We start from the raw sequence: 26,590 nt of genomic DNA, 5'->3' as shown, positions 1-26,590 counted from the left end.
TAGCTGTTAGTTGGCGGTATTTATCAAAAAGCCAGCCATTGATAGTTAAATGCTTGCCAATGTATGAATTTCTTTCGCCAAACGGCTCCAGGAATATTGTAGTTTCTCTATACGGAGGGCTGCTACCATATCTGCTTCCCTGTTTTCCAGGAAATATTTTTCAATAGCGGCAGCAATAGAAGCGGGGTTGGGTTCTGCCTGGAATCCCACTACGCCATCCGGCACCATTTCTACCAGTCCGCCTACATTTGTGACCACCATTGGTTTCTCGAAGTGATAAGCGATCTGTGAAATACCGCTTTGGGTAGCACTTTTATAAGGTTGTACCACCAGGTCGGCGGCGCAGAAATAATTTTTAACGGCTTCGTTGGGAATGAAATCGGTGTGCATGAGCACCCGGTCGCCCAGTTGTAATTTATTCAGCAGTTCCAGGTAAGGAGCGGCATCTTCATAATATTCGCCGGCTACAATAGCGTGTACATCCAGCTTTTTCATGCGTTCATCTGCCATCGCTTCCAATAGCAGGTCCAGCCCTTTATACTGGCGGATGAAACCAAAAAACAGGATATAGCGTTTGCCTGGCTGAAGTTTCAGTTGTGCCCGGGCTGCTTCTTTGGTGATGAGTGCGCCGTAGTTATCGTAAATAGGATGGGGAATGAGCGATGCTTTTTTTGAAGGCTCAAATACCCGGAGATCGTTAAGTACAGACTGGCTCATTGCCACAAAAGCGTCTACCGGCTTCAGGAAATATTTGGTAAAAGCTACATCGCCGGGTCGTTTTTCATGTGGTACTACGTTATCAAGTACCGCAATTACTTTGGTATGCCTGCGTTTTCCCAGTCGCAGGAGTGATCCCAATGCGGGTCCCATGATAGGCAACCAGTATTTGGTGATGATAATATCCGGGTTCATTTTCCGGATCTTACGACCTACGATTAACCAGTTCAGCGGATTGACGGAATTGATCAGGCGTCTGATCTTAAGGTGCTTGGGGGCGGGATCAGTAGAGAACTGGCTTTTACCAGGAAAAAACAACTTGGGATACTGGATGGTAAACGTCCATATTTCCACGTCATCTGTTTCCTGTAATTCTTCTGCCAGTCGCTCGTTATAAGCAGCCAGCCCACCCCGGAAAGGATAGGCTGTACCTAAAATAAGTATTTTCTTTTTGTTAGCCATAGTTGCAAATTACGAATAGTGAATTACAGGATTAAAGCCGGCGATCATGAAGATTCGACAGCTGTAAATCGTCATCCGTAACATTACTGGTGTGGTCCATGCGTTCTTCCACGAGATAAGAATTACGCTCGGTAGCATTGCGGGTTACCAGTTCACCGATAAAACCGGTGAGGAACAATTGGGAACCAATAATCATACACAGCAGGCCCAGGTAGAAGAGGGGTCTGTCTGTCATATTCACCTTATCAAAAAATATTTTAGCAATGGCCATGTAAAGCGCAATCACAAAACCCACAAAAAACGACAGAGAGCCCAGGGCACCGAACAGGTGCATCGGGCGTTTGCCGAATTTGCCGATAAACATAATGGTGGCCAGATCCAGGAAACCGTTGATAAAACGTTCCAGCCCGAATTTGGTAACGCCGTATTTACGGGCACGGTGTTCCACTACTTTTTCGCCGATTTTACGGAACCCATTCCATTTGGCGATAACAGGAATATAGCGGTGCATTTCACCGTATACTTCTATTGACTTGATCACTTTTTTGCGATAGGACTTCAGGCCACAGTTCATATCATGCAGCTTTACGCCGCTCATACGGGTAGTGGTAAAGTTATATAACTTAGAAGGGAGGTTTTTAGTAAAGGCATTGTCGTAACGTTTCTTTTTCCAGCCGCTCACCAGGTCATAACCATCTTCCATAATCATGCGGTATAATTCAGGTATTTCATCCGGACTATCCTGCAGGTCGGCGTCCATGGTGATGACTACATCCCCCTGGGCAGCACTGAAACCTTCGTTTAGTGCGGCTGATTTACCGTAGTTGCGCTGGAATTTGATGCCTTTTATGTTTGGGTTTTGCGCAGCAAGTTGCTGAATGACACCCCAGGAGTCATCGGTGCTACCATCATCTATCATCCATACCTCGTAGGTATAATGATGAGCATCCATCACTCTTTCAATCCATGCGGCGAGTTCAGGTAACGATTCTTCTTCGTTTTTTAAAGGAACGATTACGGATATGTTCATCTTAATAGAATAGTATTATAAGTGTTGCCCTTCGGCCGGTTTCTTACGTATGATCAGTGAAATAATGGCTGCCACCGCAAAATAGAATATAATTCCTTTCAGGAAATCCATGAACGATTTTGCAAGGCCTACATTAAAGTCTGTTTTAGCCAGTTCGTCTAATTGTTTGTCTATCTCTTCCTGTGGTGCTTTGAACTTATGCATCCACTTTTCTGTAGATTCCAGCAGGTTTTGCTTTAAGGCATCTACCAGGTGTGGATCTATGTATTTATACAGGATATACTGATAAACTGTAATGATGGCGGTACCAATGATAAAAGCAGTAAACACTGGTTGCAGTGCTTCTTTAAAACTGATATATCCACCCAGTTGTTTCTTTCTTTCTTTTCCAGCCAGTATTGCAATCACAATAAAGACAGCCAGTTGTATAACGCTGTTCCACCAGGAAAATAATATAGTAGGACCGGCTATATAGGTCAGTACATTTAAAAATACTAATATAATACCGCCGACCAAGCCCCATTTCAGGCCAGGGTTAGAATTTTGCTGCATACCAGGTTAATTATTTACATGAAAAACGGGACCATTCACAGTGGCATGTACTTTACCCTTCAGTTGCTCGCCAATATACGCTGAATTTTTGGACCGGGAAGCAATGTGGGCGGTAGTAAACTGCCAGCTGGTTTCCGGATCAAAGATAGTAAGATTGGCCGTAGCGCCTTCCTGCAGTACAGGCTGAGGCAGTCCGAATATTTTACGGGGATGGGTAGTCAGCATATTGATGAGCTGTTCCAGTGGTAACTGGGGCAGGTATTGTCTGATCACACCAAAGGTGCTTTCCAGGCCGATCATACCATTTCTGGCATATTCAAATTCCACCTGTTTGGCATCCCAGTCCTGTGGCAGGTGATGGGTGGCAATACAGTCGATGGTACCATGTAATACGGCCTCCTGGAGGGCTTTTACATCATCTGCGGTACGCAGTGGTGGATTTACCTTCAGGTGGGTGTCGTAATTAACCAGGTGGGCATCTGTCAGCGACAGGTGGTAAGGCGTAACGGAGCAGGTTACTTTTACGCCATCTGCTTTAGCCGCAGCAATCAGTTCCACTGATTTGCGGGTGCTGATGCCGGTAAAATGAATGCGGGAGTCAGTGTATTTAGCGAGTTCTATATCACGTTGTATAATCAGTTCCTCTGCCAGGGCGGGTTTGCCGGGCATCCCCAGCTGGGTGGAGTAGATGCCTTCGTTCATGAGCCCATGTGCAGAAATGCTCTGGTCGTCTGGTAATTGTATGAGGGTGCCGTCGAAAGCTTTGATGTACTGGAGGGCTTTCAGCATTAATCCGGGGGATTGTAACGGTTTGAGGCCATCAGAGAAGGCTACGGCTCCTGCCTGCTGCATTTCATACATTTCTGCCAGACCGCTGCCTTCCAGGTTTTTGGTGGCTGCGCCAATTGGCAGAATGGTAGCGGCCGAATGGCGCGATCTGCTCAGTACATATTCGATTTGCGGTTTGGTATGCAGTGCGGGCTGGGTATTAGGCACAATCATCACGGTAGTATAACCACCGGTGGCTGCTGCTTTTATGCCGCTTTGCAGATCCTCCTTGTGTTCCTGACCAGGGTCGCAGAAGTGTGCGAAAACATCCATCCATCCGGCGGAAACATGCAGGTTGCTACCTGAAATGACCGTTGCGCGGGCATCTTCGAGGTTATCAGCTACCTGTTGAATGATGCCGTTTTGAATGGATATGTCTTTTTGCTGCCCGTGCAAGGGTGAGGAAGGCGCTATAATCTTTACGTTCTTGAGTAATATGTGCATGCTTTACGTTCTATACCTGTCCGAAAATACAGGGGCAAATGTAACATAAAACTGTTAATTGTTGAAGCCGGCCGTTCGTACTTTTCGGATCGTTGTTCAGGTTGGTATGATAATTGAAAATGCAGGGGTAGCAGATCAAAATAACTACTGATGATTGACTACCTTACTAACCTCGTAGCTCGGATATGCGACCGCTCGGAACAATTGCATAATGGCCAGACAACCAGCTGGCAGGCACTTCGCGAAGCGGAACAACTCGCTAATCACGCTTATATTCCCCTGCTGTACCAATATATTGATCAGGAGCCTGATAAAGATAAACGCCGCGCCGCCTTCTTTATCATCACCCAGCTCTCCAGAAACACCAACGATTCGGAAGTGATCCGCTTTTTGCTGGATCGCCTCAAAGTAGAGCAGGATGCTGATATGATCACCGCTATTCAACAGGACCTCGAACGTGGGCTTGCTATTCCGGGATATATTAACCTGGAGCCCTTATTCAACAATACGCTATCTGTTAATAATAATATCCGCCGTTCCGCTCTGCTGGCCCTCAGGGGTGCTAATAATCCGGCAGTGGAAGACTGGGCGCTGTCCCTGTTAAAGCGGACCATGAATGAATATGATATCTACTATATCACTTTATTACTGCATAAAGTAGGTACCCAAAAAAGTGTTCCTTCCTTACGCCGCTTACTGGAATATCACCGTCAGGACGTTAAAAGTCTCGCTTTTGCTGCCATGGCGGATATTGAGAAAGAAAAGGAAGCCATGTTTTACATGCGTTACCTCCTGCGGGGACAATTGAAATTTGAGGCAATGGAAGCCATTTATAAATATGCGGATGAAAATGCCATTCAGGCTGTTACTGCCCGCATTACGGAGCTGTTATCAAAAAGGCGCAGCAGTGCCCGGATGACCATAGAAACAGTGAAGAACGGTTTCACAGACCTCATGCTCGGCATGGAATTCCTTTTTAAGTTCCGTACCGTCAAATCAGATATCAAAAAAACTTTTTCCTGGATTACAGAAAAAAGAGCCGATTACCTGTTGCCCGAAGAAAAAGAATGGGTAAGAAGGAATATCAGCCCATTGGCTAAAAGCTAATCGCTATTCCTTAATTTAGCTTCCCAAAAAGAGAGATGAAGAAAGCTTTCCTATTGCTTTTGACAGGATCGATGATGAGTGGGCTGTATACACAGGCCCAGCAACGTCAGTATACGATGGCCGAAGCAACCAATGGACTTCGCCAGCAACTGGCGCCCGAAAGATTAAGACAATTTGAGTGGATTCCGGAGCAAAACGCCTACACCAGCGTAGTTGCAGCAAATGGTAGCTTTGCCTGGGTAAAGAGTACACCCACAGGTAATAGTATTAAAGCAGATACTTTGCTGAAGTTGACGGATCTTAATCAGCAATTATTCTCGGCCAAACCCTTACGCGGATTACCTCCATTGCATTGGATTTCCGCCAGCAGCGCATGGTTTAGCATTGGCAACGACCTGTTCAAAGGGATCCTGCAAAACGGTGTGATGCAATTCAGTCACTGGTGTGAACTGCCGGCTGCCGCTGAAAATATCACGGTTAATACACAAAGCGGCCAGATTGCCTGGACCGTAAAAAATAATCTTTTTATTCGCACTGCCACCGATGTCGTTCAGGCGGTGACCAACGATGCAGATGAAAATATCGTGAACGGTAAAAGTGTTCACCGGGAAGAATTCGGCATCGATAAAGGCATTTTCTTTTCTCCGAAAGGCGATCTGCTGGCATTTTACCGCATGGATCAGCGCATGGTGAATGATTATCCGATCATTGACTGGTCTGTTACGCCTGCACATGCCAATAACATTAAATACCCTATGGCCGGCGGTAAGTCGCACGAAGTGACCCTGGGCATTTATCAACCATCTACTCAAAAAACTATTTTCCTGAAAACAGGTGGTCCCGCTGATCATTACCTGACCTGTGTTACCTGGTCGCCTGATCAGCAATCTGTTTATATAGGATTATTGAACCGGGAGCAGAATCATCTGTGGCTTAATCAATACAGCGCAGTTACCGGTGAACTGGTGAAAACACTATTTGAAGAAACAGACGCCAAATATGTACATCCTACGCATCCACTTACTTTTGTACCGGGCAGACCAGATCAGTTTATCTGGTTCAGTGAACGTAGCGGATACCGGCATTTGTATCTCTATAATACCCGGGGGCAGCAGTTAAAACAAATTACAGCGGGTGATTGGGTGGTAAATGAACTGGTGGATGTGAAACCTGACAATGTGATTTTTACGGCATCGAAAGAAGGCCCGATGGAGAAGCATATTTACACCGTTGACTATGCAAAAAACCAGAAAGCAACCCCATATGTTCGCCTGGACAAAGCTGCCGGCTGGCATGATGCACAGGTGAGCAGTGATGGCAGCTATGTGCTGGATACCTACAGCTCTGGCACCACACCTTATGTAGCGAGAGTGACAACAATTTCCGGCAAATGGGAACAAGCTATTATTACTGCTGCGGATCCGCTGAAAGATTTTCAACGCCCGCAAATCAGACCGATAACGCTGAAAGCCGATGATGGTACACCTTTGTATGGTAAACTGATATTACCTGTGAATTTTGATTCTACCAAAACATACCCGGTAATTGTATACCTGTACAATGGTCCGAATGTGCAGTTGATCCGTAATACCTATCCCTACAGTGGTAACCTGTGGTATGAATATATGGCCCAACATGGCTATGTTATCTTTACCATGGATGGCCGTGGCAGTGATAACCGCGGTATGGCTTTCGAACAGGCTACTTTCCGTCAGTTGGGTACCGTAGAAATGAATGATCAGCTACAGGGAGTCGCTTATCTGAAGTCATTGCCTTACATCAATCAGCAGAAAATGGGCGTACATGGCTGGAGCTTTGGAGGATTTATGACCACCTCCCTGATGTTGCGACATCCTGGCGTATTTCAGGCGGCCGTAGCCGGTGGGCCGGTGATTGACTGGAGCATGTATGAAATCATGTATACAGAGCGCTATATGGATACGCCCCAGGAAAATCCGGAAGGCTATGCCAATGCCAATCTTCTCACAAAAACTAAAAACCTGCAGGGGCACCTGATGTTGATTCATGGTACCAATGATGATGTAGTGGTATGGCAGCATTCCATTAATTTCGTGAGAGCTTGTGTGGATAATGAAGTACAGCTGGATTATTTCGTATATCCGGGACATTTACATAATGTGCTGGGGAAAGACAGGGTACACCTGATGCAGAAGATAACGGACTATTTTGATGCAAATCTGAAATAACAGCTATTAGCTATTAGCTTTTAGCTGTTAGATAAATAAGGATAATAAAGAAGCGGAGATCATAGCGAAAAATTAATATTCGCTGTTATCTTCGCTTCATTATTTTATGCTACTTGCGATCAGCTTACCTAAAACAGTATACAATGAAATATTTATTCCTGGCAATGGGCCTTTTATCATTTTCCACGTTGGTTGCGCAGCAGAAAAAGCACAAGGTATTATTCATCATTGCAGATGGGATACCGGCAGATGTGATTGAATCGCAGCCAACACCAAATCTGAAGCGTATTGCCAAAGAAGGAGGGTATTGCAGGGCTTATGTAGGAGGAGAAAAGAACGGGTATTCACAAACGCCCACTATTTCTGCCGTTGGTTATAATAGTTTGCTGACCAGTACCTGGGTCAACAAACATAATGTTTGGGATAATGATATTGCAGCGCAGAATTATTCATACCCCAGCATTTTCCGTTTTTTTAAATCGGCTTATCCGAAGGGCACCACTGCTATTTTTTCTACCTGGCTGGATAACAGAACGAAGTTGGTGGGAGATGGTTTACCTCAAACCGGTGGTTTACATATAGATCATGCGGTAGATGGTCTGGAACATGATACGGTGCAGTTTCCGCATGATAAAGACAGCTGGTACATACATCAGATAGATGAAACGGTAGCTGCTAAAGCAGCGGAGTATGTAAAAAGTGATGCACCGGATATGACCTGGTTGTACCTGGAATACAGTGATGACATGGGGCATCGTTATGGTACCGGCGCCAGAATGGATACCGCCGTGCGTATGACAGATGATATGGTTGGTAAGATCTGGGATGCAATGGAATACCGCCGTCAGCATTTTAATGAAGACTGGCAGATCTACATTACCACAGATCATGGCAGGGATGCCAAAGGAGGCCATGGGCATGGTGGACAATCGGATCGGGAGCGTACAACCTGGATTGTTACCAACGCCAAAGGATTGAATACTTATTTTAAAACAGCACAACCGGGTATTGTAGATATTCTGCCATCTATTGCGCGGTTTATGAATATTAAAATACCTGTTGAAAATGCCCGTGAGCTGGATGGTGTACCACTTACCGGTGCTATTTCACTGGCCCAGCCTACAGCGGTTGTAGCAAACGATATGTTGCAGGTAGGGTGGAAGTCGTATGATAAAAAAGGCAAGGTGAAAATATGGGTGACCACCACCAATAACTACAAGACGGGTGGCCATGACACATATAAATTCCTGGGAGAAGTACCGGTATCGGCAGAAAAGGCGGAATTGAGTATAAAAGATGTTCCTGCGGGATTTTATAAGATTGTGCTGGAGGCGCCGTTGAATACCGTTAACCGTTGGGTGGTGCAGCAGCCACAAAGCTAAAAGCAACAGACAAAAAGCAAAAAGCTATTTTCCAGGATATCTTCGGGAAAATAGCTTTTTGCTTTTTGTTTGTCGCTTTTAGCCTAAATATGGCTTTACGCAAACGCTTGCGCTGATAACGCAAGCGTTTGCGTATACGTAATGTTAAAAAAATCATGTAGAATCGTTGTAGCAATTAATCAGAAAGTGAACTAAGCTCGAAAAGCAGCAATTATAGACAGCGAACAATGAAGTCGAATAACCTGTGCCACGGTCACCTGCTGTGGCAAGGTTATCGATAAGAAGATGCCTCAGCGGTTATGAATCACCAGTTGTGACTCCATGATGGTGCGTTGATAATCGTTTAATGCGTGTTCTCCATTCAGGAGAGACAGTAGCATATTGGTAGCCGCCTGCCCTTGCTCATAAGGGAACTGCTCAACAGAAGCAGCAGGAGGAAAAGCCGTATAACCGCTTACCGGTGTATTGGCGTAAGATACAAAAGTTATATCCTTATTTATTTCCAATTTTTGTTTTATGGCATATTGTACAGCATCCATGGCTACATAGTCATTGAATGTAACGATGGCGGTTACTTTCCTTTTGAGTGACAGCAGGTATTGCATGGCTTCCTCTGTACCGGCAGCGGTAAGGTCAGCATTAACGATCAGTTTTGGGTCGTATTTAAGGCGATGTTTGTGCAGCGCCCTGCTATAGCCTGCAGCGCGTTCCTTGCTGGCCACCATGGTTTCCGGGCCATTGATCATGCCTATTACGCGGTGACCTTGTTTTAGCAGGAAATCTACTGCCTGTACGGTGCCGGATTCCAGGTTACAGGAAACGGAGTGCATATTCGGGAGATCAGGAATGCGATCGAAGAATACTACCGGAATGCGAGCCTGCTGCAGCATTTCAAAGTGTTCGTAGTTGCTGGTGTTTTTTCCGATAGACACAATACATCCGTCTACCCGGTGTTGTTTCATGCTCTGGATGATCTGTTTTTCGCGGGCTTCGTCATCGTGTGATTGCCCTAACAGTACTGTATAGTTGTTGCTGTAAGCGGTATCTTCAATGCCACTGATTGCGCTGGCAAAAAATGCCTCGGACAGCTCCGGTAAAAGGATACCGATGGTAAAAGTTTTGCCTTGTTGGAAATAGATAGCTGTTTGATTACGTTCATAATTCAGCTCAGCAGCCAGTTCTTTTACCCTGGTTTTGGTTCTTAAACCTATACTGTGATGATCATGTAACGCTCTTGATACCGTAGATACAGAGATGTTCAGCCTTTTTGCAATTTCCTTTATTGTTGGTTGACCCGAAGAAACCACCTTTCTCATACATTTCAGCAATTAATAGAAAATAGATACAGCGTTATACTCTACCGGACAAGTTACTTAGATATTAGAAAACATTAACTTTTTTTTATGAATAATGCGTATTTAACAGGCATGGCATAATATTCTCTCCATTCTGGTGAAGATTTCCAGATTTTCTAACACTTTTCTAACGAACTGATGGGTGCTTCGGCCTGTTATTTGCTATATAGCGGATACCTCCATTGTATCCCTTATTAATCATATATAGTTATTTGTTAGATTATTAAAATATAACATTTTTATGAGAGTAGCACAACTAGCCTTGCCGGTAGCTTTAGTAACCATTTTCGCATCCTGTTCCGCTCCGAGAAAATTAAGGGAGTCACAAGCCAGGAATGCTCAACTGGATAGTCTTTACCGCGCTACATATGGTAAGCTGAGAACCTGCGAAGAAGACGCCGCCCGCGCCGCCGCTTCGTATAAAGATAAAGTAACGAATCTGACAGAACAGCAACAGCAGTTAAAAACCAACAACTCACAGATGCTGGATCATCTGAAAGAATTGTCTGTTATTTCCAGTTCACAGGCAGAAAGTATTAAAAAGTCACTTGATAATATTGGCGCTAAAGATGCCTATATCAAGGATCTGCAATCCGCCATTGCCCGTAAGGATTCCCTGAACATGCAGCTGGTAATGAACCTGAAGGGTGCTATTGGTAATATGGATGATAAGGACATTAATATTAAGGTAGATAAAGGCGTGGTATATATAGATATCTCCGATAAACTGCTGTTTAAAAGTGGTAGCTATGATATCAATGAAAGAGCAAAAGAAGTGCTTGGTAAAGTTGCCAAGGTGCTGATTGCGCAGCCGGATATCGAATTTATGGTAGAAGGTCACACGGATAATGTGCCTTACCGTCCTAATGTATTACTGGACAACTGGGATCTGAGTGTGAAAAGAGCTACTTCCGTAGTGCGTATACTGCAGAACCAGTATAACATTCCGCCAGCACGTATGACTGCCGCGGGTAGAAGTGAATACTTACCTGTTGCTTCCAATGATACACCGGAAGGTAAAGCAGCGAACCGCAGAACAAGGATCGTGATATTGCCTCAGCTGGATCAGTTCTTCAAATTACTGGAGAAACCAGCGAACTAAGTAAAGAACATAGAGCAAAAAGCGTAAAGCAAAAAGCTATTGTAGCGTACGGTCATTCGCTACAATAGCTTTTTGCTTTACGCTTTTTGCTGTATGCTTTCCCTTATTTTTGTCCGCATAAATAATTTCTGCTATGAATGAACCTATGTTTTGTGATCCGGTAAGCGGTGTTTGTGAGATTCCGGGTCGTGCTATTACAGATGCTCCGATAACGAATGGATTAGCGTCTTCCGATAAACCCATCAAGCTCGTTTATTTTACGGACCCTATCTGTTCCACCTGTTGGGGGATAGAGCCGCAATGGCGCCGGTTAAAACTCGAGTATGGGCATGTGCTGGATATCAGTTATCATATGGGAGGATTGTTGCCTTCCTGGGATGTATACAGTTCTGGTGGTATCAGTGGTCCATCTGATGTGGCCCATCACTGGGATGAGGTGAGTTTGCATTACCAGATGCCCATTGATGGTAATGTTTGGCTGGAAGATCCTTTAGCTTCTTCTTATCCACCTTCTATCTGGTTTAAAGCGGCGCAGCAGCAGGATAAGCATAGCGCGGTGATTTTTTTACGGCGTATGCGGGAGTTGTTGTTTATGGAAAAGCAGAATATCTGTAAGCCGGAGCCGGTATTGAAATCTGCTGCTTTTGCAGGGCTGGATATATTACAGTTGCAGGCAGATTTTAACAGCATAGCGGCGGGGTTGTTTGAAGCGGATCTGGCATTAGGGAAACAATTAGGTGTGCGTGGGTTTCCTTCTGTCTTTTTTATAGATAATACAGGTCGGTCAGAACTGGTATATGGTGCCAAGCCGTATACGGTATTTACGACTGCTTTACATAAGCTGATGCCGGAAGCACGGGCGCGGACTTATGCCAAAGGGTTGGAATTATTTTCTTATTTTCCAACGCTTACTACCAAAGAATTCGCCGTATTAAATGATCTTTCTTTTGATGCTGCCGAAACAACGCTACGTGGCTATCAGGAGGAAAATAAGTTGTGGGTACATACGATTGCCAGTGGCCAGTTGTGGGCGCTGACAGCTTCTTTATAATTGTGGTGGCTGAGGGCCTGTTGCAGGTTTTTTCTTACCAAAAAAGTAGGATACGCTTAGCATGGCATAACGGGCAAGTATACTATTCCGCTGCTGCTCTATGTAGGTAAATGTTTGCATGGTCAGCAGCGCCTGGTTTTCTCTGAACAGGTCGTATACATATAACTTCACCTGCAGGCTTTTATCGGGCAAACAGGTTTTGGAGACCCAGGTATTTACTACTACATATTGCTGTCGCTGACTGGTATTATTGTAGTAGGTAGTGCCTACGCCAAAGTTAATATTGAAAGGGAGATAGGTATTGGCTGACAGGGACAGGTTGTAATTGAGGTAATCATAATACGCATTGTCCTGGATAGAGTAGGCGTTGCCGTTATACATTACACAAAACATTCCTTCCAGTTCCAGCAGTTTTTTGTAAGTCCAGGAACCGGTGAGCACCTGCATGCTGCCAAAGCTTGACGTAGTATTTTTAAGTTGGTTGACAAAGGTGTTGGTGTGACTGAAATTGTATCCCAGCGTATAATTCAGGGTGATGCCGGATTTGTTGAATCGCTTGCCAAGCGTTATATCCTGGTTAATACTGTAGGTGCCATTTACGTTAATCGGCTGGCTGATTTGTCTTCCGGAAGAATCAGAGTAGATGGATTGCGTTGCTACATTTTCGGGAATATCCACACTCAGATTGGTACCGAAAGTAAGGCCCTTTACGCTGTAGGAACGATAGCCGATGGAACCGTTATTATAGATGGTTGGTTTAAGGTCCGGGTTACCGAGTTGCACATACAATGGATTTCTGATGGATACTACCGGTACTAACATGGTGCCTGTGTTGGGTACACGCGTTTCGCGGGAAATGTTTGCACTGAAAGTTTTGTAGTTATCAATTTTATAAGACAGGAACAGGTTTGGGGCGAAGTAATTTACTTTCTGCCGGTATTCTTTTCCGTCTGTATAGTTGTTGCTGATGGAGTTGGTGTTGTTATAGGAAATCAGCAGCTGGCCCTGTAAGTTATTTTTATTGATGGTAATGCCGGTGCTGAATGCATTGACGGTGTACCTGTTTTGGAAGTCATAAGTCAGCGTTTTGTTGAGGATGCTGTAACCTCTTTTTATGCCGTCAAAATCAAATGCCTGCTGGTCATTTTGAGTGAGGTTGTTGGTATACCTGTAACCTAGGCTCAGGAAAATGACCGGTGTGATAGGGTATTGGTAACTGAGCCCCGTAGTGATTTTCCGGGTGTTTAGCTGATATGCCAGCTGTTGATTGATGGTATCGGATATGTCTGATGCGGGCACGAAGTTTAAGTTGTAATTGCTTTGGTTATCTCGCGTGTTATTTTGTTCTACATTTATATTGAAATTGGTATTGCCCCATTTTTTATCAAACATGTGAATGAATGTAGTGCCTATGCTGAGGGCACTGTTTTTCCTGGTTTCCTTGTTGATGGTATTTCCCATATTAATGGTATCATTATTTTTCCCACCCAGGGAGATGTATTTATTTTCGGTACAGGGCTGATTTTTCTGGAGAGATCCCATCAGGTCTACGGAGATGAAATTTTCGTCGTTGGGTTGTATCATCACATTAGCATACATGTTATTGAACGAGGTATTCGTGGCATTTTTTGAAGTGCTATTGTAACGAAAATTGCTGTCGGGCAATATGTTGTCGCGTTGCTGAAACTGGTCGTTATTGATTTGGTTATCGAAGTGAATTAGATTGGCGTTCAGCTTTACTTTTTTCGCGATGTCGAGAGATATGTTTCCGCTGGCATTGCTCCTGATGGCCAGGCCACCGTAGTTTTCCGCTCTGCTTAAATTTTCATCGGTGGAAGAGGGCCCCCTGGAGGAGTTTACGTTGTTGCGGGTGGCCATGGCTATTACCTGTTTATTATCCCGGAACATATTGGCATTGCCGGCAACATTAAAGCGGTCGTCTGTTCCGTATCCTGCGCCCACTGTTCCGTTGACGCCTTTTTTCATTTCTTTTTTGATGGTGATGTTAATGACCTTTTCATTTTTACCTCCTTCAATCATGCCATCTAATCCTTTTTTATCCGCCACCTGTATTTTGTCTACCAGGTTGGCCAGGAGCATCCGGGATACTTTTTGAGGATCGCCGGAGGAGTTAGGGGTATTTTGAAATACGGACCTGCCGTCGATATATAATTCTTTAATGGGTTTGCCCTGGTAGAAGAAGTTGCCATCGGCGTCGACTGTCAGGCCCGGGATCTTTTGCAGGAGGTTTTTCAGCGATGCATTTTCGGCCGTCTGGAAATCGCCTGCGGAAAATTCGATGGTATCTTTACGGATAATAAATGCTGGTTTGGTTATTTTGATATTTACACTGCTAAGACTGATGGCGTTTCTTTGCAGACCTGTTTGTTGTATGGTTGGCTGACTGACCTTTCCTTTTTCATTAGCGGACAGATGGATGGTAGCGGCAGTGTATCCCATATAACTAATGGTGAGTACAAAGTTTCCTGGTGGTACATTTTTTACCAGGAAGTTGCCGTCTCTGTCAGATTGACTCTGTCCCTTTAAAATCGATTTTTCAGCTGTAAAAAGCAATACTGTAGCTCCTTCCAATGGTTTCCTTGTATCTTTATCATAGGCCATTCCCTTTATCTCTCTCTGCGCAAATAGGGTGAGATGAATGCCAGTCAATAGGATGGTTAACGTTAGAGCGAATTTGGCCATTGCATTTATTTGGTTGAAAATTTCTTTTTTGCAATGATAGCCCGCCCAACATGGGGAAGTGTTAATCAAACACCAATATTCTCAGAAAATGTAAAAAACAATCAAAATGAAAATAGATTAACGAATCGTTTACAACTTTTGGGTGGAATGATTGTTGTATTGTCGCTTTGTTAACACTCCTTGCAATTATGCAGGAAGAAAGAAGATCTTAATTAATTTAGTGTTAAAGTCAATATTATTCTATGAACGCTCCAACTTTAGTAAAGTCTTTAAAGGAAATGTTGCTGAAAGCGAATGCACACGTAACATTTGCCGATGCCGTGAAATCGGTCCCCGCCAAATTGAGGGGAGTAGTTCCCGGGGAAATGCCCTATAGTATCTGGCAACTGGTAGAGCATATCCGCATCACCCAGTTTGATATCCTTGATTTTTCCCGTAATCCTGATTATAAGGAAATAGAGTGGCCCAAAGCTTATTGGCCGAAAGAAACCGTGCCGGCAGATGATGCTGCCTGGAAGCACAGTGTGGCCCAGGTGGAGGAGGACCTGCATACTTTTATAGGTCTGCTGGAAGCGCCGGGTGCAGATCTGTTTAGCCCGTTTCCATGGGGAAACGGGCAACATTTATTTCGGGAAGCGGTATTGTTATTGGATCATACCAGTTATCACACTGGTGAAATTGTGACCCTGCGCCGTATGTTAGGCGCCTGGCATTAAATGACGGAGCGAGCTACACGCATTTCCAGAGGCAATCCGTAAACCAATGTTTCCGGTCGAAGAAACGGGCTACTGGCTTAAATCCTGCAAAGGAGGCCAGTTGATCCGTTTCTTCCAGACTGTATTTCTGGGAGATTTCCATATACAGCGATTCGTTTTCTGCAAAGGATACGGTGAGATGGTCACCTATATGTACTACTTGTTCTTCCAGGCTGATAAGGTAGCTTTTGCAGGCCCCGGTACCAGGATCGTAAGTGGGGAAATGCGCAAATTTTGTGGTATCAAAGTCAGCCTGCAACTCCCGGTTAATCCGATGCAACAGGTTGAAATTAAAAGCACGGGTAATGCCGCGGCTATCGTTATAAGCATTCAGAATTACCTGCGGATGCTTTTTAAGATCAAATCCCGTGAGCAACAAATCACCTGGCTGAAGGTATTGCCTCAGTTGCTGACAGAAGCTCCTGGCAGCGGTGATGCTGAAGTTGCCAATATTGGCTCCCATAAACAGCAGCACTTTTTTCCGGCTGGTATGTTGGTTCGCCTGCTGCAGCATATGAAAGTATTCTCCATTTAATCCGTGCAGCTGGAGTCCCGGAAGTTTTTCCGGCAGCGATTTTTCCAGTTGATGAATAACGTTGGCGGAGATATCTATTGGAAAGTACGTATAGTCTACGCCGTTATCGAGCAATGTCTGGAGCAAATGCATCGACTTGGTAGCATCACCGGCACCCAGTTCTATGAGGTCGAAGGTACCGGCATATTTTTGTAATGCCTGTGCAATCTGATCAGATTGGGTGCTGAGGATTTCCATTTCGCAACCCGTCAGATAATATTCATGGCATTGCATAATTTGCTGAAAGAGTGCGTCGCCGGTGGCATCATAAAAATATTTGGGGTCCAGGTATTTTTGCGGAGCGCTGAGGCCCTGCACTACATCATGGTAGAATGTTTCGGTGGCGGGCTTGCGTTTACACGGAAGCACAGTTGGAATTACAGTCATAAATACTTTTTGATGTTATCTTTCTACTGACAGTTAACTGTCTCAAAAAAGTCCCGATTTCTTCAGAGTGGTTGTTCAATCATCTTGCCAATCTGATTCCGGTAAATTGCCATCTGAGAGAAGGATGGAAAAAGTTACGATAGGTAATACGGCTGTGGTTGGGTGAGGTAACCTCAGATCCGCCACGCAGTACCATCTGGCTAATCATAAACTTCCCATTGTATTCACCAATGGCACCCGGGGCTTTGGCAAAACCCGGATAGGGGAGGTAGGCACTTTCTGTCCACTCCCATCGAAGGCCCCATGCCAACTGAGGTGCTGCTGCCTCCCATTCAAATTCTGTAGGTAATCTGGCTCCCTTCCAGGCAGCATATGCTGCTGCTTCATAGTAGCTCACATGTGCTACCGGGGCGTCGGGCATCAGGGGCTGTAGTCCCTGCCAGGTGTAATGCATCCATTGCCCATCTATGTTGTACCAGTACATAGGGGTGATGACCTGGTTCGTTTTTACCCAGTCCCAACCTTCTGCGTGCCAGTACCGGAAATCCTGGTAGCCACCCGCCTGGATAAAGTCCAGGTATGCTGTATTGGTTACCAGCGTATCGCTGATGGCGTAATCTGCCAGGTATACTTTATGTCTGCCCAATTCATTATCAAAGCTGAATCCCTCTCCGGCAAATCCAATATCATAGATGCCTGCCCTCATATTTAACCAGGAACCGGGTTGATTGTTCACCGGTGGAATATCTTTACGGGCGGGGTCATATGCCGGAAATAGCGGATTGTGTCCAAGGATGTACTTAATATCGGTATATAATAGTTCCTGGTGCTGTTCTTCATGATTTAAGCCCAATGTAAAGAGTGCCTGTAGCTCGGGAGTAAGTGTTGTTGTTTCCAGAAAAGCAACCATGGCTTCATCCACATGTTTACGATAACGCATAATGTCCTCTACCGCCGGGCGGCTGAGGTTACCACGATTGGTGCGTATAACGCGGGCGCCTACTGATTCGTAATAACTGTTGAATACATAATTGTATTGCGGATCAAATACCGTATATCCTTTTGCGTTAGGCACGAGTATAAATGTTTCGAAGAACCAGGTGGTGTGCCCCAGGTGCCATTTAGGGGGACTTACATCCACAATAGGTTGGACTACATAGTCTTCTGTTTTCAGCGGCGCGCAGATACTTTCTGTTCGCCGGCGCACGGTTTCATATTCTTTTTTCAATAACATAATTACAGGTCGTTACTGTTTATTCACATAATGTGTAAATGCCGAAATGCTGCTGATATGTAATTTTTCGGCTGCTGATCTCCGCATCATTAATGCGTAAGTATTATTAAATCCAATTGGCTTCAGCCATTTTATGCTGTATTGTTTTTCAAATTCAGTACTCACGTAATCGTATACTTTTTTTGAGTCGCTGATAATACTGTCTGTTACCTGCTGCGGTGTTTGTAGTATCACCAGTAAGCCGGTGCCGGTATATTCCGGGTACATATCTATCTGATCATTGGTTAAGGCATCGAATACTATTTTGGTGCCTCCCAATCCCGTTTTGGTTACTGCCGACAGGTCGGTATATCCTTCGATCAGCATTTTGTACATATTGGCGAGTATATAGCCATCACCAAATATTTTGGAACCGATGCGGATACTTCCTTTTGTGCCGGTACCTGCCGGTTTCCATAATTTCTGTGCGATAAGGAAATCTTTTGCTACTTTCTCCGGATTTTGTTTCAGATAGTCAACACGGTAATTCAGATCCGTCATAATGCTATCATTAATTGTACCAGACAAGACATTGAGTGCCGGTTCCAGTTCCGGATATTTTTGCAGGGTTTCATTGCGCACAATGGGAGCAGCGTAGTAGGGAGGGAAGATATGTTTATCATCTTCCAGAACCACCAGGTCAAATGCCTTTACCCGGCCATCGGTGCTGCTTCCGCTGATGACGTCCAGTTTTTTTTCATAGGCAGCCTTGTACATGATCATGTCGCTGATCACCAGGGTACGGATATGTAAACCGTATACCGATTTCAGTCCCAGGTTGCCGTCCTTTCTACCCATAAATTCGGGTGTAAATCCTGCCAGCATTTTACTGTTGTAAGTATCCGGTATGAGGTAGAAAGAAGATAATACCACGAAGATGATGGGAAGTATGTATAATGTTTTACGGGCTTTACGGATATTGATATGTTGTAACAGTGACAGGAGCCAATCGAACAGAATTGCCAGTAAGGCTGCTGGTATGGCGCCGGCCAGCATCATGTTGGTGTTATTCAGGGCAATGCCTCCGAAAATAAATTCTCCCAGTCCTCCGGCGGCGATATAGGCAGCGAGGGTAGCCACACCTACATTGATCACGGTAGCGGTGCGTATACCTGCCATGATAACGGGTAAGGCCAGTGGCAGCTGCACTTTAAACAGCAGTTGCCTTTTGCTCAGTCCCATGCCGGTAGCCGCTTCTGTAACGCTGGGGTCGACTCCGTTGATACCGGTGAAGGTATTGCGGATAATAGGTAATAAGGCATACAGGAACAACGCCACAATAGCGGGTTTGGGACCTATGCCCAGCAGGGGGATCATAAATCCCAGCAATGCAATACTGGGAATAGTTTGCATCACACCGGCGAAGCCCAGTACCAATCCAGACCATTTTTTTCTACGGGTAATCAGGATGCCTGCGGGCACGCCGATGGCAACTGCCAGCAATACTGATATAAAAGTAAGACCGGTATGCGTCAGGGTTTGTTCCAGCAGTTTGCCGGATTGTTGTTGTACGAAATCAAATAGTGTTTCCCGGGATTCCATGCAGTCGTATTATTTTTTGTAGGCGGCTATTGCGTCCATTAATCCATTTCCATCTATTATTTTTTGTTCCTGATTGTATACAACGGCTACCCGTTGGGAAGTCATTGCCTCCAGGGCCTCCCAGCAGGTATTTTCGGCTGTGAGCGTGGTGTTGCCGCCTGATTCATGGCGGGCAGGTATCCATGCCCAGAGGTCTTTTATTTTCAGGGCTTTCAGTTCCAGCTGTAGCCGTTGCGGATCCAGGAAGGAGCTGACAAAGTCATTGACCGGATGAAACAACAGGTCGGCGGGTGCGCCCAGCTGTTGAATACGGCCTTCGTTCATCAGGCAAATACGGTTGCCCAGTTCAAAGGCTTCTTCTACGTCATGTGTGACCAGGATGATGGTTTTATTACTGATTTCATCGAGATTTTTGAATTCTTTCCGTACGCTGATACGGGTAAGCGGATCGAGTGCGCCGAAGGGTTCATCCATCAGCAGTGCCGGTGCATCCGCCGCCAGCGCGCGGGCCAGGCCTACGCGTTGTTGTTGTCCGCCGCTGAGCTGATGCGGATATACTTCCGCGTAGTCCGCTGCCGGTAGCCGGAGTTTATCCATTAACGTTATGGTGCGTTCCCGGATACGTGCTTTGTCCCATTTCAGTAGTGACGGCACTATACCAATGTTTTCACTAACAGTGTAATGCGGAAACAGTCCGGTGTTCTGTAATACATAGCCAATGTTGCGGCGGAGTATTTCCGGGGAGAGTTGTCTTATTTCTTTTCCATTTACATAGATGTGACCGCTACCGGGTTCCAGCAGCCGGTTGATCATGCGCAGGGTAGTGGTTTTACCACAACCACTGGTGCCCAGTAATACCAGCGTTTCTCCTTCAGGTACTTCGAAGGAAATATCATTTACCGCTTTTTTTTCCGGGCCGAAACTTTTCGAAACATGATCCAGTTTAATCATTTGTTTTATTGGATGATATGGGGAAAAACTTGCTCAATTTGGAGCCTATTTTTCCAGGGTCATAAATAGGTTGTTCAGCGATTCGGCATACAGCGGATGTGCAAATACCATTTCACGTACCTGTGAGGCGGTAATTCCTCCCAGCATAGCCATCTGCAGGAGCGACATGATTTCACCTCCTTCAGGACCGATGATGGCGGCACCAAGTATGGCATCGGTATGTTCATGTACGAGTGCCTTCATAAAGCCTCTTGTTTGCCCGGTTTCTATTGCTCTCGCTACTTTATCCATACTCAGACAGGCGACCTTAACAGGGATGCCTTGTTTTTTTGCTTCTTTTTCTGTGATGCCAATACGACCCAGTTGCGGGTCCGTAAACATGCAATAGGGCACTTGTCTTGATTTGACGGAAAAGGTAGCATTTTCAAACAGATTTTTATAAATAATGAGGTGATCATTATAAGAAATATGTGTGAATGCCGGACCTCCTTTTACATCACCAATGGCGTACACGCCCGGCTCCGTTGTTTCCAGCTGGTCATTCACCAGGATATATCCCTTTTCATCGGTGAGTATGTTGGTGTGCTGGAGTTGTAGTGCCGGTGTTTGCGGTTTGCGGCCGGTAGCTATCAGTAGATGCGTTCCTGTTAGTGTTTCCCGGTTGGTACCCGTCACAATATCCACCTGGATCGTTTTCCCTGTTCTGCTGACGCGTTCTGTTTGTGTACCTGTGTATATCTGCAGGTCTTCTGACTCCAGCATTTTCTTGATCACGGCGGCTACATCCGGATCTTCATTAGCCACCAATTGCGGAGACGTTTCTATAATTGTAACGGCGCTGCCTAAACGCTTATAGAGTTGTCCCATTTCCAGGGCAATATAACTGCCACCCAGGATAATCAGTGATTTGGGTATTACTACTTCATCCAGGATGGTGGTGGAAGTAAAATACGGGACTTCGTTCAAACCCGGAATGGGCGGGATGTTGGGCGTAGTGCCGGTATTGATAAAGATGTGATCTGCGGTGAGGATATTTTCTTCTCCCTTATGTCCGGTTACTTTGATGGTTTTATTACCGGTAAAAGCTGCGCTGCCCATAAAAAGGGTGACGCCATCTGTTTGCAGGCCTTTTGCGGTTCCTTCGCGGAACTGCTCCACGATATTATTTTTCCTGGCAACAATAAAGGGCAGATCTACGGTTAAGCCGTGACTGTGGACACCCCATAACTTGCTGTGAAAAACAGTATGTGCCACTTTCGCACAGGCAATCATGGCTTTGGTAGGGGTACAGCCATCGTTAATACAGGTACCACCGAGGTAGCGCTGTTCCACCATTGCTGTTTTCCATCCTTTTTCTGCCATTTTTTTGGCCAGCGGGTTTCCGCCCTGACCAGATCCAATTATGATTGCATCAAATTTTTGCATACGGAAAGCTTTAAGGAGCGGGGCCAAAGATTATACCAGGGAAATGTAGGGAAAATTTGTGAATTATGGGGTGCCGACCCAAAAGTAAAAGAAGGCCTTTTGGCTGGCCTTCTTTTTTAAATTGATAAATTTCAGTTTTTGGAGACTATTTTGATTTTCGGGATGTTTTAGTGTCTAAAATTTGATTTAGCACAGTTTTTTTCCTGCCCTGGAGTATGCACTTATTTATGTCTTTGGGCATGATTCAATGTTACTGTTTTAAAAAGACCCTGATCTTCTCTGCTATTTCCACGGCGTACTCTTCTAATGCAAAGTGTCCTGTGGGATAAAAATACATTTCCGTTGCGGGAATATCTTTTTTAAATGCGAGTGCTCCTGCCTTAAGGAATACGGGATCATTCTCTCCCCATACAACCAGCACGCGGGGGGCAAGCTTACGCAAGGTTTCCTGCCACCTGGGATACTCTGCAATATTGAAACGATAATCGTATTTCAGTTTGTACTGTATCTCTTTGTTGCCGGGTCTGTCCATCAGGAATTGATCGAGCTGGTAACTTTCCGGTGCTACTTTTGTGCTGTCGCCCACGCCATGCAGGTATTCAAACATGGTGTATTCCAGTTCAAACGCCTTATACACCTGAGCACGGGAATCTGCGGTGTTTTCATCTATATTTTTCTTGTACATTTTAAGTATATCACTCAGGCCTTCTGCATAAATGTTGCCGTTCTGCACCACCAGGTGCTCCAGGATACCGGGATTGCGCTGGATGATCCGCATGCCTACCGGTGCGCCATAGTCAAACAAATACATACTGCACTTGGTCACGCCTTTCTGCACAAGAAATTTTTCTATATAAAGTGAATAGTTTTCAAAAGTATAATCGAATTCGGACATGGATGGCATATCACTGAATCCGAAACCGGGGTAGTCCGGCGCGAGTATATGGAAGTCATCTTTCAGCAGAGGGATGAGCGTCCTGAAGTTGTGGGAAGAGGAAGGGAATCCATGTAGCAGCAGGAGTGTAGGCCTGGTAGGATCGCCAGCCTCCCGGTAAAAGATGGTAATGCCGTCGACCTTCATGGTCCTGTGGTACACAGGGTATTCTTTTTTTGCAGCAGCAGTTGATGCGATGATCATAAATATCCAGATTAGTGTGATTTGAAAAGACAGCCGGTGTTTCATGTGGTGATGATTTAAATATTGGTAACTATCAGGTATATAAAAAAGATGGTAGCCGGAGTGGCTGTAAAAGCGCGCTCCGGCGACGCAATATTACAACTATCAGGCGGTGGCCGGAGATTTTCGGATAACTTTCCTGTTAAGAAAATCCCTGATGGTAGCGGCCATTTCCTCACCATGGGTTTCCAATGCAAAATGTCCTGTATCGTACAGATGGTATTGGAGGTGTTTTACATCTTTTTTATAAGCTTCTGCGCCGGCTACCGGGAAAATATAATCGTTCTTACCATAAACGATCAGCATTTCGGGATGGTGGGTACGAAAGTATTCCTGCCATTGAGGATATAAGGCTACATTACTCTGATAGTCGTGGAACAGCTGAAGTTGTATCCTGTCGTTGCCGGGGCGTTGCAAATGCCGGAGGTCGTGCTCCCAGTTGTCCGGGCTGACTAATGTGGTATCGGGTACGCCGTGGGTGTATTGCCACTGTAGTCCTTCCATACTATGAAAGCCTTCCAGCGTGCGTTCTGCTACTTTGTTGTTCCTGTCTTTCCAGTAATCCTTAATAGGATCCCAAAACTGCTCCAGTCCTTCATCGTAGGCGCAGCCGTTCTGAACAATCAGCGATTCGATTTTTTCAGGATGAGCGGTGGCGATGCGGAATCCCACCGGTGCACCGTAGTCCATCAGGTAAAGGCTGTAACGGTCCAGTTTTAGCTGATCCAGCAAACCTTGTACAATGCCGGCGAAACTGCTGAATGAGTAGTTGAAGTCGGCCATATGAGGTTGGGCGCTCCTGCCGAATCCCGGGTAGTCGGGAGCAATCAGGTAATAATCATCTGCGAGGTGCTGCATCAGGTTGCGATACATATGTGATGAACTGGGATAGCCATGTAATAATACCAGGACAGGATTGCCTTTTTGACCGGCTTCCCGGTAGAAAATGTCGACTCCATTTACTGATGCGGTGTTGTGTTTTACAATGCTCATTTTATTTTATTTAATATTGATTATATTATTACCGAACGTTCGGTAAGATTTATGGGTAAAAAATTTTACTCGCTGGCAAAAAGCAGTTTCACATCGGAAAGTGCTTTTTGAAAATGACCGGGATCTCCCAATCCCTTGGCAAGTACTAAACTTCCTTGTATGAGTACCAGTGATTGTCTGGCCCTGCTTTTGGCCTGAGCTGTGGTAAAGCCCTGCTCGATGCCCAGCGCGGTAAACGCATCGATCCACAATTGCATTGCCTTGCTGATCTCATCGCCTAATACTACCAATCCCGAATCGAGCGATAGTGCGTTCAGGATACAGCTTTTTTCACCGTTCTGATACAGTTGCCTGATGTGTTGTATAGCCCGTTGCAATTTGGTGGCAGGGGCTACGCCTTTCTCTGTCAATACCAGGTATATATGATCCTTTATCCAGGCATGTACAAACTGGAGAACCATAATAGCTATTTCATTTTTACCGCCCGGAAACCGGTGGTAAAGACTCGCCTTTTGCAAGCCTGTAGCGTTGGCCATGTCGTTGAGACTGGCGCCTTCAAAGCCCTTGGATTGCAATATTGACATCAGTCCTTCAATCAGCTGCGTATCATCTATTTTTTGCGGTCTCATGGTGTAAAGGTAAGAGAAAGTTTTTAATTACCAAACGTTCGGTAAAATAATTCCGAAACAACTGCTATACTTATTCCGGTCCTGGAGAAAGCCGTCTATCTGCAACAAAGCTTTTCTATATTCCGGGTTACCGGTCAATCCCACTCATTCGGCAATAATGCTTATCTTTCCGCCTTCTGCGAAAAAATATTGATTTTGGTAAAGATTGACAACATAACGCTGCCTGATTTTCCTTTGCTGCTGGCACCTATGGAGGATGTAAGTGATCCTCCGTTCAGGGCGGTGTGCAAGGATGCCGGGGCTGATCTGATGTATACGGAATTTATTTCCAGTGAAGGGCTGATACGCGATGCTATCAAATGCAGGAGGAAACTGGATATTTTCGAATATGAGCGTCCTGTAGGGATACAGATCTTTGGCGGCGATGAAGACAGTCTCGCTATGGCGGCTAAAATAGTAGATGTCACCAATCCGGACCTGCTGGATATTAATTTCGGCTGCCCGGTGAAGAAGGTAGCAGGAAAAGGCGCTGGTGCCGGTGTGTTGAAAGACCTGGACCTGATGGTGCGCCTCACAGCGGCCTGTGTGAAGGCGACCAAACTGCCTGTGACCGTGAAAACCAGGCTAGGCTGGGATGAAGACTCCAAAAACATAGAAGAAGTAGCAGAACGTTTGCAGGATGTAGGTATTAAAGCCCTGGCTATCCATGGGCGTACCCGCTGCCAGATGTATAAAGGACAGGCCGACTGGGACCTGATCGGAAAAGTAAAGAACAACCCACGTATACATATTCCCATTTTTGGTAATGGAGATATCAATAGTCCGCAGAAAGCATTGGAATACAAGAACCGATATGGGGTGGATGGTATTATGATTGGCCGGGCGGTAATTGGCTACCCGTGGCTGTTTCGTGAAATCAAGCACTATGTTGAGACGGGCGAAATTATGGCTGGTCCTACATTGGAAGAGCGTATCGCCGTGAGTAAGAAACATTTGCGTTTATCTGTAGAATGGAAAGGGCCGGTACAGGGGATCAATGAAATGCGCGGTTGTTATGCCAATTACCTGAAGGGACTACCGGATATCAAGCAATTCCGCAGCCGCCTGGTGACCATGAAAACGGTGGAAGAGGTAGAAGCAGTGCTGGATGAAATTGAAGCCTATTATAAAGGTATTGAACTGGCGAATACGCCGATAGAACTCATTGACTACCATCAGAATTGCCCCTTATAACCAGGTATATATTAATAGCTGGTCCCCGATAACAGCCTTATAGAAAGAATATTTTATGATATAATAAAACTTATTATGCGTTTGTTTTGTTATATCATAAAATTCACCTGATGTTCAAATACTCCCTTATCGCCGTTGTAGTAGTATGCTGCATAACAGGATTATTTTCCTGTCAATCATCTCCCAAAGAAAAACTTATCCCCGCCGGCCCGGCTGCATCCCCTGACACGACGGCCACCAGTGATTTTGGATTTAAAGATCAACAGCAAATAGAAAAAGTCATACTTGGTTTCTGCGAGCATTTTGATAATGGCGACCTGGCTAAATGTGTGGAATTTATGGACGACAGTATCCGTGGAGAGGTAGACGGGGTGAAGTTAAAGGGGAAACAGAACTGGACCGCCAAAATAGAGACTTTAGTCATGAGTACGAAAGACTCACATTTTCAGCCCAGACATATGATTACCAATATGCAGTTTTTCCCTGGTGTAAATGACACCGTGAAAGTTAGTATGTATGCTTCCTGTTTATGGACAGATCTGACCAGCGGACAGATACAACTGATGTCTGTGGGGTATTATAAAGGAAAGGTGGTACATAAGGATGGGAAATGGCTTATTGCCGTATTGAATTCCCTGCCGGACAGCCGGTTGGTAAAACAGTTTTATCAGGATGTACGGGAGGATCATGTTTTATCCAATTAGCGCATGG

Annotated in this window: 22 protein-coding genes; 8 read left to right on the top strand and 14 right to left on the bottom strand. The window is 45.2% G+C overall.

Annotated features, from left to right (window positions below; genetic code table 11):
• Positions 1–45: 45 nt before the first annotated feature.
• From AB4Z08_RS12090 to AB4Z08_RS12075, 4 genes are read right to left on the bottom strand one after another with little or no spacing between them, the layout of a single operon-like run.
• Positions 46–1,179: a glycosyltransferase gene (locus tag AB4Z08_RS12090; RefSeq protein WP_441573997.1), complete on the bottom strand. Its 1,134-nt coding sequence runs from the start codon at positions 1,177–1,179 to the stop codon at positions 46–48.
• A gap of 31 nt (positions 1,180–1,210) precedes the next feature.
• Entirely contained in the window at positions 1,211–2,209 is a 999-nt protein-coding gene (locus tag AB4Z08_RS12085) for a glycosyltransferase family 2 protein (protein ID WP_441573996.1), read from the bottom strand.
• A 15-nt stretch (positions 2,210–2,224) separates the two neighbouring features.
• Positions 2,225–2,761, bottom strand: a complete 537-nt coding sequence (locus tag AB4Z08_RS12080) for a DUF4199 domain-containing protein (protein WP_441573995.1) — start codon at positions 2,759–2,761, stop codon at positions 2,225–2,227.
• Between the two features lie 6 nt (positions 2,762–2,767).
• Positions 2,768–4,033: a dihydroorotase gene (locus AB4Z08_RS12075; protein ID WP_441573994.1), complete on the bottom strand. Its 1,266-nt coding sequence runs from the start codon at positions 4,031–4,033 to the stop codon at positions 2,768–2,770.
• A 150-nt stretch (positions 4,034–4,183) separates the two neighbouring features.
• Here AB4Z08_RS12075 and AB4Z08_RS12070 point away from each other — a divergent pair, with 150 nt between their 5' ends.
• From AB4Z08_RS12070 to AB4Z08_RS12060, 3 genes are all read left to right on the top strand, one after another.
• Entirely contained in the window at positions 4,184–5,140 is a 957-nt protein-coding gene (locus AB4Z08_RS12070; RefSeq protein WP_441573993.1) for a hypothetical protein, read from the top strand.
• Positions 5,141–5,175: 35 nt separating this feature from the next.
• Complete coding sequence (locus tag AB4Z08_RS12065) at positions 5,176–7,347, top strand: DPP IV N-terminal domain-containing protein (RefSeq protein WP_441573992.1); 2,172 nt, start codon at positions 5,176–5,178, stop codon at positions 7,345–7,347.
• A gap of 143 nt (positions 7,348–7,490) precedes the next feature.
• Complete coding sequence (locus tag AB4Z08_RS12060; RefSeq protein ID WP_441573991.1) at positions 7,491–8,729, top strand: alkaline phosphatase family protein; 1,239 nt, start codon at positions 7,491–7,493, stop codon at positions 8,727–8,729.
• A 290-nt stretch (positions 8,730–9,019) separates the two neighbouring features.
• Here AB4Z08_RS12060 and AB4Z08_RS12055 read toward each other — a convergent pair whose 3' ends face one another.
• Positions 9,020–10,045, bottom strand: a complete 1,026-nt coding sequence (locus AB4Z08_RS12055; RefSeq protein ID WP_441573990.1) for a LacI family DNA-binding transcriptional regulator — start codon at positions 10,043–10,045, stop codon at positions 9,020–9,022.
• A 280-nt stretch (positions 10,046–10,325) separates the two neighbouring features.
• Here AB4Z08_RS12055 and AB4Z08_RS12050 point away from each other — a divergent pair, with 280 nt between their 5' ends.
• Both AB4Z08_RS12050 and AB4Z08_RS12045 read left to right on the top strand, forming a co-directional pair.
• Positions 10,326–11,186, top strand: a complete 861-nt coding sequence (locus tag AB4Z08_RS12050; RefSeq protein ID WP_133810237.1) for an OmpA family protein — start codon at positions 10,326–10,328, stop codon at positions 11,184–11,186.
• A gap of 133 nt (positions 11,187–11,319) precedes the next feature.
• Entirely contained in the window at positions 11,320–12,237 is a 918-nt protein-coding gene (locus AB4Z08_RS12045) for a DsbA family protein (RefSeq protein WP_441573989.1), read from the top strand.
• Here AB4Z08_RS12045 and AB4Z08_RS12040 read toward each other — a convergent pair.
• Positions 12,232–14,940 carry an outer membrane beta-barrel protein gene (locus AB4Z08_RS12040; protein WP_441573988.1) on the bottom strand — a complete coding sequence of 903 codons (2,709 nt, stop codon included), beginning with the start codon at positions 14,938–14,940 and terminating at the stop codon, positions 12,232–12,234. The genes AB4Z08_RS12045 and AB4Z08_RS12040 overlap by 6 nt on opposite strands.
• Positions 14,941–15,182: 242 nt before the next feature.
• On the opposite strand from AB4Z08_RS12040, the gene AB4Z08_RS12035 reads away from it, so the two are divergent.
• The gene (locus AB4Z08_RS12035) at positions 15,183–15,656 is read left to right on the top strand and encodes a DinB family protein (RefSeq protein WP_441573987.1); all 474 of its coding nucleotides are present in this window, start codon (positions 15,183–15,185) and stop codon (positions 15,654–15,656) included.
• Between the two features lie 13 nt (positions 15,657–15,669).
• On the opposite strand, the gene egtD is transcribed toward AB4Z08_RS12035, so the two are convergent.
• From egtD to AB4Z08_RS11995, 8 genes are all read right to left on the bottom strand, one after another.
• A complete protein-coding gene (gene egtD, locus AB4Z08_RS12030; protein ID WP_441573986.1) occupies positions 15,670–16,656 on the bottom strand; it encodes an L-histidine N(alpha)-methyltransferase in 987 nt (328 codons plus the stop codon).
• A 79-nt stretch (positions 16,657–16,735) separates the two neighbouring features.
• The gene (gene egtB, locus AB4Z08_RS12025) at positions 16,736–17,890 is read right to left on the bottom strand and encodes an ergothioneine biosynthesis protein EgtB (protein ID WP_441573985.1); all 1,155 of its coding nucleotides are present in this window, start codon (positions 17,888–17,890) and stop codon (positions 16,736–16,738) included.
• A 12-nt stretch (positions 17,891–17,902) separates the two neighbouring features.
• A complete protein-coding gene (locus AB4Z08_RS12020; protein ID WP_441573984.1) occupies positions 17,903–19,471 on the bottom strand; it encodes an ABC transporter permease/substrate-binding protein in 1,569 nt (522 codons plus the stop codon).
• A gap of 9 nt (positions 19,472–19,480) precedes the next feature.
• The gene (locus tag AB4Z08_RS12015; protein WP_441573983.1) at positions 19,481–20,422 is read right to left on the bottom strand and encodes an ABC transporter ATP-binding protein; all 942 of its coding nucleotides are present in this window, start codon (positions 20,420–20,422) and stop codon (positions 19,481–19,483) included.
• Positions 20,423–20,467: 45 nt separating this feature from the next.
• Positions 20,468–21,847 (bottom strand): mercuric reductase, encoded by a 1,380-nt coding sequence (locus AB4Z08_RS12010; protein ID WP_441573982.1) that lies wholly within the window; start codon positions 21,845–21,847, stop codon positions 20,468–20,470.
• A gap of 250 nt (positions 21,848–22,097) precedes the next feature.
• Positions 22,098–22,985 (bottom strand): alpha/beta fold hydrolase, encoded by an 888-nt coding sequence (locus AB4Z08_RS12005; protein ID WP_441573981.1) that lies wholly within the window; start codon positions 22,983–22,985, stop codon positions 22,098–22,100.
• A 144-nt stretch (positions 22,986–23,129) separates the two neighbouring features.
• Complete coding sequence (locus tag AB4Z08_RS12000; RefSeq protein WP_441573980.1) at positions 23,130–24,017, bottom strand: alpha/beta fold hydrolase; 888 nt, start codon at positions 24,015–24,017, stop codon at positions 23,130–23,132.
• Positions 24,018–24,082: 65 nt separating this feature from the next.
• A complete protein-coding gene (locus tag AB4Z08_RS11995) occupies positions 24,083–24,646 on the bottom strand; it encodes a TetR/AcrR family transcriptional regulator (protein WP_441573979.1) in 564 nt (187 codons plus the stop codon).
• Positions 24,647–24,841: 195 nt separating this feature from the next.
• On the opposite strand from AB4Z08_RS11995, the gene dusB reads away from it, so the two are divergent.
• Together dusB and AB4Z08_RS11985 are read left to right on the top strand one after the other, a co-directional pair.
• Positions 24,842–25,879, top strand: a complete 1,038-nt coding sequence (dusB, locus tag AB4Z08_RS11990) for a tRNA dihydrouridine synthase DusB (protein WP_441573978.1) — start codon at positions 24,842–24,844, stop codon at positions 25,877–25,879.
• Between the two features lie 110 nt (positions 25,880–25,989).
• Entirely contained in the window at positions 25,990–26,583 is a 594-nt protein-coding gene (locus tag AB4Z08_RS11985; protein ID WP_441573977.1) for a nuclear transport factor 2 family protein, read from the top strand.
• The last annotated feature ends 7 nt before the right edge of the window (positions 26,584–26,590 follow it).

The sequence above is a fragment of the Chitinophaga sp. RAB17 genome (assembly GCF_052114225.1).
Taxonomy (GTDB): Bacteria; Bacteroidota; Bacteroidia; order Chitinophagales; family Chitinophagaceae; genus Chitinophaga.
This window is presented reverse-complemented; position numbering and strand designations above follow the sequence as displayed.

Excerpts from the sequence above, each read along its gene's own strand:
- AB4Z08_RS12085 (WP_441573996.1), bottom strand. The coding sequence starts at position 2,209 with ATGAACATATCCGTAATCGTTCCTTTAAAAAACGAAGAAGAATCGTTA.
- egtB (WP_441573985.1), bottom strand. The coding sequence starts at position 17,890 with ATGTTATTGAAAAAAGAATATGAAACCGTGCGCCGGCGAACAGAAAGT.
- AB4Z08_RS12010 (WP_441573982.1), bottom strand. The coding sequence starts at position 21,847 with ATGCAAAAATTTGATGCAATCATAATTGGATCTGGTCAGGGCGGAAAC.
- egtD (WP_441573986.1), bottom strand. The coding sequence starts at position 16,656 with ATGACTGTAATTCCAACTGTGCTTCCGTGTAAACGCAAGCCCGCCACC.
- AB4Z08_RS12000 (WP_441573980.1), bottom strand. The coding sequence starts at position 24,017 with ATGAGCATTGTAAAACACAACACCGCATCAGTAAATGGAGTCGACATT.
- AB4Z08_RS12015 (WP_441573983.1), bottom strand. The coding sequence starts at position 20,422 with ATGATTAAACTGGATCATGTTTCGAAAAGTTTCGGCCCGGAAAAAAAA.
- AB4Z08_RS12035 (WP_441573987.1), top strand. The coding sequence starts at position 15,183 with ATGAACGCTCCAACTTTAGTAAAGTCTTTAAAGGAAATGTTGCTGAAA.
- AB4Z08_RS12040 (WP_441573988.1), bottom strand. The coding sequence starts at position 14,940 with ATGGCCAAATTCGCTCTAACGTTAACCATCCTATTGACTGGCATTCAT.
- AB4Z08_RS12075 (WP_441573994.1), bottom strand. The coding sequence starts at position 4,033 with ATGCACATATTACTCAAGAACGTAAAGATTATAGCGCCTTCCTCACCC.
- AB4Z08_RS12090 (WP_441573997.1), bottom strand. The coding sequence starts at position 1,179 with ATGGCTAACAAAAAGAAAATACTTATTTTAGGTACAGCCTATCCTTTC.
- AB4Z08_RS12055 (WP_441573990.1), bottom strand. The coding sequence starts at position 10,045 with ATGAGAAAGGTGGTTTCTTCGGGTCAACCAACAATAAAGGAAATTGCA.
- AB4Z08_RS12020 (WP_441573984.1), bottom strand. The coding sequence starts at position 19,471 with ATGGAATCCCGGGAAACACTATTTGATTTCGTACAACAACAATCCGGC.
- AB4Z08_RS12045 (WP_441573989.1), top strand. The coding sequence starts at position 11,320 with ATGAATGAACCTATGTTTTGTGATCCGGTAAGCGGTGTTTGTGAGATT.
- AB4Z08_RS11985 (WP_441573977.1), top strand. The coding sequence starts at position 25,990 with ATGTTCAAATACTCCCTTATCGCCGTTGTAGTAGTATGCTGCATAACA.
- AB4Z08_RS12070 (WP_441573993.1), top strand. The coding sequence starts at position 4,184 with ATGATTGACTACCTTACTAACCTCGTAGCTCGGATATGCGACCGCTCG.
- AB4Z08_RS12065 (WP_441573992.1), top strand. The coding sequence starts at position 5,176 with ATGAAGAAAGCTTTCCTATTGCTTTTGACAGGATCGATGATGAGTGGG.
- AB4Z08_RS12050 (WP_133810237.1), top strand. The coding sequence starts at position 10,326 with ATGAGAGTAGCACAACTAGCCTTGCCGGTAGCTTTAGTAACCATTTTC.
- AB4Z08_RS12080 (WP_441573995.1), bottom strand. The coding sequence starts at position 2,761 with ATGCAGCAAAATTCTAACCCTGGCCTGAAATGGGGCTTGGTCGGCGGT.
- AB4Z08_RS11995 (WP_441573979.1), bottom strand. The coding sequence starts at position 24,646 with ATGAGACCGCAAAAAATAGATGATACGCAGCTGATTGAAGGACTGATG.
- AB4Z08_RS12005 (WP_441573981.1), bottom strand. The coding sequence starts at position 22,985 with ATGATCATCGCATCAACTGCTGCTGCAAAAAAAGAATACCCTGTGTAC.
- AB4Z08_RS12060 (WP_441573991.1), top strand. The coding sequence starts at position 7,491 with ATGAAATATTTATTCCTGGCAATGGGCCTTTTATCATTTTCCACGTTG.